The organism is Amycolatopsis sp. NPDC058340 (assembly GCF_042723975.1).
In the GTDB taxonomy this organism is placed as follows: Bacteria; Actinomycetota; Actinomycetes; order Mycobacteriales; family Pseudonocardiaceae; genus Amycolatopsis.
In genome coordinates this window covers 114,175-122,092 of sequence record NZ_JBHXIB010000012.1, presented here as the reverse complement: position 1 = coordinate 122,092, position 7,918 = coordinate 114,175, and the positions used below count along the sequence as shown (strand labels likewise).

At 67.5% G+C, this 7,918-nt stretch carries 6 protein-coding genes; 1 reads left to right on the top strand and 5 read right to left on the bottom strand.

Going from position 1 to position 7,918, the window contains the following annotated elements:
* Positions 1-110: 110 nt before the first annotated feature.
* From ACFWIW_RS16965 to ACFWIW_RS16945, 5 genes are all read right to left on the bottom strand, one after another.
* Positions 111-929, bottom strand: coding sequence for a carbohydrate ABC transporter permease (locus ACFWIW_RS16965; RefSeq protein WP_378369301.1), 819 nt, complete (start codon positions 927-929; stop codon positions 111-113).
* On the bottom strand, positions 926-1,813 hold the full coding sequence (locus ACFWIW_RS16960; RefSeq protein ID WP_378369300.1) for a carbohydrate ABC transporter permease: 888 nt from the start codon (positions 1,811-1,813) through the stop codon (positions 926-928). Before ACFWIW_RS16960 ends, ACFWIW_RS16965 begins: the two co-directional genes overlap by 4 nt.
* Positions 1,814-1,820: 7 nt before the next feature.
* Positions 1,821-3,092 carry an extracellular solute-binding protein gene (locus ACFWIW_RS16955; RefSeq protein WP_378369299.1) on the bottom strand — a complete coding sequence of 424 codons (1,272 nt, stop codon included), beginning with the start codon at positions 3,090-3,092 and terminating at the stop codon, positions 1,821-1,823.
* A 138-nt stretch (positions 3,093-3,230) separates the two neighbouring features.
* Complete coding sequence (locus ACFWIW_RS16950) at positions 3,231-5,336, bottom strand: alpha-galactosidase (protein WP_378369298.1); 2,106 nt, start codon at positions 5,334-5,336, stop codon at positions 3,231-3,233.
* 120 nt (positions 5,337-5,456) lie between these two features.
* Positions 5,457-6,404, bottom strand: coding sequence for a methionyl-tRNA formyltransferase (locus ACFWIW_RS16945; RefSeq protein WP_240598816.1), 948 nt, complete (start codon positions 6,402-6,404; stop codon positions 5,457-5,459).
* A gap of 137 nt (positions 6,405-6,541) precedes the next feature.
* Here ACFWIW_RS16945 and ACFWIW_RS16940 point away from each other — a divergent pair, with 137 nt between their 5' ends.
* Positions 6,542-7,885, top strand: a complete 1,344-nt coding sequence (locus ACFWIW_RS16940; protein ID WP_378369297.1) for a lysine N(6)-hydroxylase/L-ornithine N(5)-oxygenase family protein — start codon at positions 6,542-6,544, stop codon at positions 7,883-7,885.
* Positions 7,886-7,918 lie beyond the last annotated feature (33 nt).

The window sequence follows — 7,918 nt, the reverse complement described above, 5'->3', positions numbered from 1 at the left end:
GGGGGGGTGGCCTGGGGCCCCGCCAACGTACCGCAAAGTCGGGGCGGCCGGGCCTTGGTTTGTGCATCGCCGTGTTAGAACCGTCCTTGCCACTCACGAGGCGGCAGGGGTCAGCCCTTGGTCGCGCCCCCGGTGAGCCCCTTCACGAACTGTTTCTGCAGCGCCAGATAGAAGATCAGCACCGGCAGCGTCGCCAGGAACATCAGCGCGAAGACGCTGCCGAGATCCGCCTGGTATTGCCCGATCGAGCGGTAGATCCCGGTGGTGACCGTGGTCCCCTGGCTGGGACCGAGGATGATCAACGGGTCGATGAAGTCGTTCCAGATCCACACGCCGAGGAAGATCAACACACTCGCCGTGGCCGGGCGGAGCAGCGGGAACACGATCCGCCAGAACACCTGCGCCCGGCTCGCGCCGTCGAGCAGGGCGGCCTCTTCGAGTTCCACCGGCACCCCGCGGATGAACCCGGTGAACACGAAGACCCCGAAGGGCACGTAGTAGCCGACGTTGAACAGCACCAGGCCCTGGATCGTCGCCATCAACCCGGTCAGCCGCAGCACTTCGGTGACCGGGATGAGGATCACCTGTGGCGGGATCATCAAGCCCGCCAACAGGATCAGCGCGAGCACTTTGGTCCACCGCTTGGCCGAACGCGCCAGGTAGTGCCCGAGCATGGCCGAAAGCACGGTCAGCACGAGGATCGACAGCAGGGTGACGAGCACGCTGTTCGCCAGGCTCACCCAGAACAGGCCGTCGGGCCGGGTGAGCACGGCGTGGATGTTGGCCGGCGTCGGTGGCAGCGGGACCGACGCCGGCGTCCGGGCGATCTGGTCGCCGGGTTTGAACACGTTGACGAGCACGTAGTACAGCGGCACGGCGAAGAGCGCGCTCACCAGGATCGCGGCGACGGGCCGGAGTTTCGACGTCACAGGTCCACCTCCCGCCGCCGCAGGAAACGCAGCACGATCGTGGTCAAGGTCGCCACGATCACCAGCATCACCATGGCCATCGCGGACGCGTAGCCGACGTGGTTCGCGTCGAGGCCGGTGGCGAGGACGTCGAACGCGATGGTGGCCGTGGTCCCCGAACCCGGCCCGCCGTTGGTGACGACCTTGACGTAGTCGTAGGTCTTGAACGCCGAGATCAGCAGGACGACGGTGTTGATCGTCAGCGATGGCGCGAGCAGCGGCCAGGTCACCGCGCGGAACCGCCGGACCGGTCCGGCGCCGTCGATCTCCGCGGCCTCCAGCAGTTCGGCCGGGACTCCCTGCAAGCCCGCGAGGTACACGACCACGCAGAACCCGAGCATCTGCCAGCACACGATCGACGCGACCGAGTACAGCGCCAGATCCGGGTCGGAAAGCCAGCCCGGCGGATGCTCGACGCCGAGGGCGCGGAGCGCGTCGTTGACCGGGCCCCGGTCGTCGAGCAGTTTCGTCCAGATGATGCTGACCACGACCGAGCTGAGGATCACGGGTGTGAAGAACACACTCCGCAAAGCGTTGTACAGCCAGCCTTTCCGGTCGAGCAGCACCGCGACGCCGAGCCCGAGCAGGTTCGGCACGACCACGACGATCACGGTCAGGATGGTGGTGACCCGCAGCGCGGTCAGGAACTGCTCGTCCTGGAACAGCAGCCGGTAGTTCTCGAGGCCGACGAATTCCGCGGGCGGGTTGAAGGGGTTGTGGTTCGTCAGGCTGTAGCCGAAGCTGATGAGGATCGGCGCCATGACGAAGCACAGGTAGACGACGACGCCGGGGGCGCCGAACGAGGCGAAATGCCACACCCGCGCCCACATCGGTTTTCTCCGCATCGTGGTGTCAGCGCGCCTTCGCCCACTCGGTGTCCAGGAAAGCGCACGCGTCGGCCACCGTTCTGCGGCCGGTGATGACGTCCTGCGCGGCCTGGTACACCTTGTCCTTCATGCCCGGCAGCAGTCCGTCGTCCGCGGTCTCCCAGCTGAAGGCGTTCACGACCGCGTTCTTCGCGACGGCTTCCTTGTACAGCTCGTATCCCGCTTTGAAGACCGGGCCGACGTCGGCGGGCGGCGTGTAGCCCTTGATCGCGGGGAACAGGCCGTCGGCCTTGACCGAGGCGTCGATCTGCTGCTTGTCCAGCTGGAACGCGAGCGCGAACTTCCTTGCCGCGTCGAGGTTCCGCGACTTCGCGTTGACGACGATGCCGCCACCGGTGTACGCGGGCACGACGAGTTTCCCGTCCTCGGAAGGGAAGTTGAAGACGCCGATCTCGAACGGCGGCTTCTTGGCGTCGGCGCTCGCGGCGAACCAGTTGCCCATCGGGTACATCGCGCCCTCGCCGTTGAGGAAGGCCGCCTCGGTCGCCGAGTAGTCCCGCGAGACTTGGGTCTTGTCGAGGTAGCCCTTGGCCACCAGGTCGGCGAACTTGCCGAACGCCTGCTGGAAGGCCGGGTCGGTGAACTTGACCTGGTCGGCACGCCGCCGGGAAAGCCAGTCCGGTGTCTTGCCGTAGACGTCGACGCTGACCAGGCCGTCCAGCAGCATCGCGGACGGGAAACCTTCCTTGCCGCCGCCGATGGTGAACGGGGTGATGCCCTTCGCCTTCAGTTTCTCCGACGCCGCGAGGAGTTCGTTCCAGGTCGACGGCGCCGACGTGATCCCGGCGTCGGCGAAGAGCTTCTTGTTGTAGTAGATCGGCGGGATGGTCTGGGTGTTCGCGGGCAGTTGGTGGTGCCCGCCCTTGATCGGGTTGGCGCCGGGGAACTGGAAGTCCTTGAGCTCCTCGGGTGTCCACGCGTAGAGGTTGCCCGATTCGGCGAAGCCTGCCGAGTCGACCGCGATCGCGACGTCGGGGAACTGGCCGGACTGCAGGAGTTGTTTCGCGTAACCCGTGCGGTCGGTCGACGGGGCGACCAGCTTCTTCACGCGCAGGCCGGGATCGCGGTCGGTGACGCGTTTGATGGCGGAGTCCCAATAGGACGGTGGAAGGTTCGGCGTCTCGAACGTCAGGAAGGTGATCTCGCCACCGGAGGCGTCGGTCCCGCCGCCGACGGTGCATCCGGTGAGGCTCGCGGCGAGGAGTAGTGCGGCTCCCAACGCGAAGGACCTTCTCATGCCCCAGTCACCCTTCTCGCGGCGATGCACGACGTCTCATATACGACGGCATTCGATCGGATGTCTAGGGGGATGTCAAGCGGCTCGATCGGCCTTTGGCGGGCGAAAAGCGGCGATACATCTGACCTATCGTGAGGCTCAAACCTTCGTCAACCGGATCACCGCACTCGCGAAATCGCCGTCCGGAAGACCGGGGAACAGGCCGTGTGCCAGGAGCGAGGCACCGTGCCACACCTTTCCGGTGTCCTCGTCGCGGTAGCGGGCGGCGGGGTCGAGACCGTCGAGACGGACCGGTCGTTCGGGAGTGTGGAAATGTGCCGCTTGCCGGAACACGAACACCACCGCGCGTCCGCCGTCGGCCGCCACGTATTGCAGCGCGGAGACCCCGTCGGTGGCAGGCGGCACGAGCCGGTGGAGCCTGCCGTGCTGGACGACCGGCCGGATGTCCTTGTACAGCGCGATCTGTTCGCGCGCGTAGGTCAGATCCTCCTCGGGCCACTTCACGATGTCGCCGCCGATGCCGAGCACGCCGGCCATCGCGACGTGGAACCGGAACCGCAGGGGAGTGGACCGCCGGGTGATGAAGTTGGGGTCGTCGGTGACCCACGCCGACATCGCGCGCGCCGGGTACACCTGGCCGTGGCCGTGCTGGATGACGAGCCGGTCGAGCGCGTCGGTGTTGTCGGAGGTCCAGACCTGATCGGTCCTGGCCATCACGCCGAGGTCGATCCGCCCGCCACCGCCGCTGCACGCCTCGATCCGCAGCCCGGGATGGCGGTCGCGCAGGCGGTCCATGATCGCGTAGACCGATCGGGTGTGCCCCACCCACAGCGTGTCCGGGTCGTCGGCGCCGGGCCAGCCCGCTTCGCTGAAGGGCCGGTTCATATCCCATTTCAGGAAGTCGATCCCGTGCTCGCCGACGAGGGAGTCGAGCGTGCCGAACGCCCATTCGGCGACATCCGGCCGGGCGAAATTGAGCACCAGTTGGCGTCGCAGTTCCGAACGTGTCCGATGTGGATGGTGCAGGACCCAGTCCGGGTGGGCTCGGTACAGGTCGCTGTCCGGGTTGACCATTTCGGGTTCGACCCAGAGCCCGAACTTCATGCCGAGCCGGTGCACTTCGCGGACGAGCGGTTCGAGACCGTCTGGGAACTTGTCGCGGTTCACCTGCCAGTCGCCGAGGCCCGCGTGATCACCGCTGCGGGCGCCGAACCAGCCGTCGTCCATCACGAACAGTTCCACGCCGAGCGCCGCGGCCTTCTCTGCCAGCGCGCGTTGCCCGGTTTCGGTGACGTCGAAACCCGTCGCCTCCCAGGAGTTGTAGAGCACCGGCCGGAGTTCGTCCGGATGCGGAAGGACGTGGGCGAGGGTGTACGCGTGCCAAGCGCGGCTCGCGGCACCGAATCCGCCGTCGGTGTACAGCCCGGCGAAGACCGGGGTGGTGAGCGTGTCGCCGGCCGCGAGCCGGGGGACGACGCCGTCCTGGCCGGAGCCGCCGGTGACGGTGAGCCGTCCGGTGGAGGAGCGGGTGGTGGTGATCCGCCACGAACCGCTCCACGCGAGCGCGGCGCTGTAGACCTCGCCGTGCCGCTCCGTGGCTTCGCCGTCGTCGAGCATCACCCACGGATTGGCGTGATGGCTGGTGATGCCGCGCCTGCTGCCGAACGTGGTCTCGCCGTGGGGGACGGGTTCGCGGAGCAGTTGGCTCTCGGCGGCCCAGCGGCCGGTGACATGGCTGATCCGGTAGTCCGGCCGGATCGGCACGACCCAGGTCGCCGAGTCGGCGCGGATGCTCTCGATCGGGCCGTCCGTGCCGTCGTGGGCGAGTTCGGTCCAGCGCTCGATGACGTCCGTGCCCGCCGGGACGCGGTAGCCGAGCGTGATCCGCAGCGGGTAGTGGCGATCGCGGAAGTGGACGCGCAACTGATCGTCGTCGATGTCGTGGCCGAGGTACCGCCATTCGAGGGCGCGGGTCCCGTCGGCGAACCGGACCTGGAGTGCGGGGGTCCAGTACCGGGTGCCGCCGTCGGCGGCGAGCTCGTCCAGACCCTCGTTGGGATCGTTGAAGGAGTCCCAGCGTTCCTCGGTCCGGCTGAGGACGTCGGCGAGCTGGCCGGCGGTGAGCGCCGGGCCCCAGTAGACGTGGGAGGGCGCGTCGTCCTCGGTCAGCCTGAGCGCGTAGCTCGTGGCCGGCGTGCGGATGAGCCAGGAACGGGTGCTGTCTTCGAAAACGATCTCGGCCACGGGCCCCATCCTGGCGTCGAACAGGTGCGGCGGCCAGTGGCTCCCGCTCGTCGGTACATCGGGCCTCGTGAGTGGCAAGGACGGTTCTAACCGTCCTAAACACTCACGAGGCCCGAAGGGTCAGGGGCGGGTGGTGAGGTATCCGCCCATGGTGCGGAAGTAGTCGGTCGCGGCCAGTTCGGTGCCGTCCTCGGTCCGCACCCGCTCGATGACGAGCCCGTGCGACCGGCCGCGGCGCGACTCGGGGCCGGCGACGATCACGACGCCTTCACCCTCTCGGATGAAGATCCGGCCGGGGGTGCCGCCGTACTGGCCCACCGACACCGACGAGCGGATCACGCGCAGCTGCTTGCCGCGGTGGTAGGTGAAGGCGTTGGGATACGGGTCGGACTGGGCGCGCACGAGCCGCTCGATCTCGTCCGCGGGCCAGGTCCAGTCGATGAGGCTGTCCTCAAGGGCGCGCTTGTGGAAGAAGCTCGCCTTCGACCTGTCCTGTTTGACCGGGGTGAAGTTCCCCTTCGCGATCAGCTCGATGGCTTCGGTGGTGATCGGCGCGATGAGGTCGACCGTCCGGTGGAACAGATCGGTCGTCGTGTCCTTCGGCCCGACCGGCACGGACCGCTGCAGCACGATGTCACCCGCGTCGAGGTCGGCGTCCATCATGTGGGCGGTGAGGCCGACCTCCTTCTCGCCGTTGATGAGCGCCCAGATCAGCGGCGAGAAACCGGCGTAGGCGGGCAGCAGCGAGTCGTGGACGTTGAGCGTGCCGTACCGCGGCATCTCGAAGATCTCGGGCGGCAGCCAGGTGCGCCAGTTGTTGGCGACGATCAGGTCGAGATCGGCTTCCTTCAGCTCCGCCAGCAGTTCCGCGTCGTCGGGACGCTGCCGCAGGAGCGCGCGGATGCCGTTCTCCTCGGCGAGGTCCGCGACCGAGTCGGACCAGATCTTCTCGTAGGCGTGGTCACTCTTCGGGTGGGTGACGACGAGGGCGACATCGTGGCCCGCGTCGATCAAGGCCCGCAGGGTGCGGTGTCCCCAGGTCTGGTATCCGAACATGGCGACCCGCATGGGACCGGCCTCCTCCTGGTCGAGGGATGAACATCACCACTGAAAGTACTAGTTGAGCCTCACCTAACTTAGGTTAGGGTTCCCTGGTCTTTGTTGCGAAGTACCGAGATGCGGCTGAGCCGCGCAAGGGGTTCAAGATGGCACGAGCAGTGGTCGGTGAACGGGTTCCGGTCTACGACGTGGTCGGGGTCGGGTTCGGTCCCTCGAACCTCGCGCTCGCCATCGCCGTCACCGAGCACAACGCCGCGCCCGGGGCGGAGACCGTCACGGCCCACTTCCTCGAGCGCCAGGTGCGTTTCGGCTGGCACCGCGGGATGTTGATCGACAACGCGACCATGCAGGTGTCCTTCCTCAAGGACCTCGCGACGATGCGGAACCCGACCAGTTCGTTCAGCTTCCTGTCGTATCTGCACAGCAAGGACCGGTTGGTCGATTTCATCAACCACAAGAACCTGTTCCCGTTGCGGATCGAGTTCCACGACTACTTCGAATGGGCGGCGGAGAAGGTCGACGACCTGGTTTCCTATGGCACGGAAGTGCTTTCCGTCACGCCGGTGTTCGACGGCGACGAGATCGTGTTCTTCGACGTGCACGCCCGCACCGACGGCGAACTGGTGAACCTGCGCGCCCGCAACCTGGTCATGGGCACCGGCCTCCGGCCGAATCTGCCCGAAGGTGTGACGCCGGGCACACGGATCTGGCACAACAGCGAACTCCTGCACCGGCTCGAAGGCATGGCCGCCGAGGAACCGCGCCGGTTCGTCGTCGTCGGCGCCGGCCAGAGCGCGGCGGAGGTCAGCGCGCTGCTGCACGACCGCTTCCCCCGCGCCGAGGTGTGCGCGGTGTTCGCGCGCTACGGCTACAGCCCGGCCGACGACAGCGCGTTCGCCAACCGCATCTTCGATCCCGAAGCGGTCGGGCGGTTCTACGAGGCGCCGGGGGAGGTCAAGGACCGCCTGATGCGCTACCACGGCGCGACCAACTACTCGGCCGTGGACATCGAGCTCATCGACGAGCTGTACCGGCGTGTCTACCGCGAGAAGGTGCAGGGGATCGAGCGGCTGAAGCTGATCAACGTCTCCCGGCCCACCGAGGTCATCGACACCGGCTCCGAGGTGCGGGTCACCGTCGAGGCGCTGGAGACCGGCGAACGGACCAGGCTCGACGCGGATTTCGTCGTGTACGCCACCGGGTACAGCCCGGCGGATCCGACCCCGTTGCTCGGCGAACTCGCCGCCACCTGCGCGCGTGACGACGAGGGCAGGCTCCGCGTCGAGCGCGATTACCGGATCGTCACCGAACCGCCGCTCGACGGCGGGATCTACCTGCAGGGCGGCACCGAGCACACGCACGGCATCACGTCTTCGCTGCTGTCCAACACCGCCGTCCGGGTCGGCGAGATCCTCCAGTCCATTGTGGACCGGCGCGCGGCCGACGCGTCCCGGCCCGAGTACGCGGTGAGCGGGTCCGGGCCCGCCTGAGGCCCGGACGGATCCCAAGCGCTTTCTGAACGG

What these genes read in the sequence shown, in the direction of transcription:
- ACFWIW_RS16960 (WP_378369300.1), bottom strand. Translation starts at nt 1,813, where the DNA reads ATGCGGAGAAAACCGATGTGGGCGCGGGTGTGGCATTTCGCCTCGTTC.
- ACFWIW_RS16955 (WP_378369299.1), bottom strand. Translation starts at nt 3,092, where the DNA reads ATGAGAAGGTCCTTCGCGTTGGGAGCCGCACTACTCCTCGCCGCGAGC.
- ACFWIW_RS16945 (WP_240598816.1), bottom strand. Translation starts at nt 6,404, where the DNA reads ATGCGGGTCGCCATGTTCGGATACCAGACCTGGGGACACCGCACCCTG.
- ACFWIW_RS16940 (WP_378369297.1), top strand. Translation starts at nt 6,542, where the DNA reads ATGGCACGAGCAGTGGTCGGTGAACGGGTTCCGGTCTACGACGTGGTC.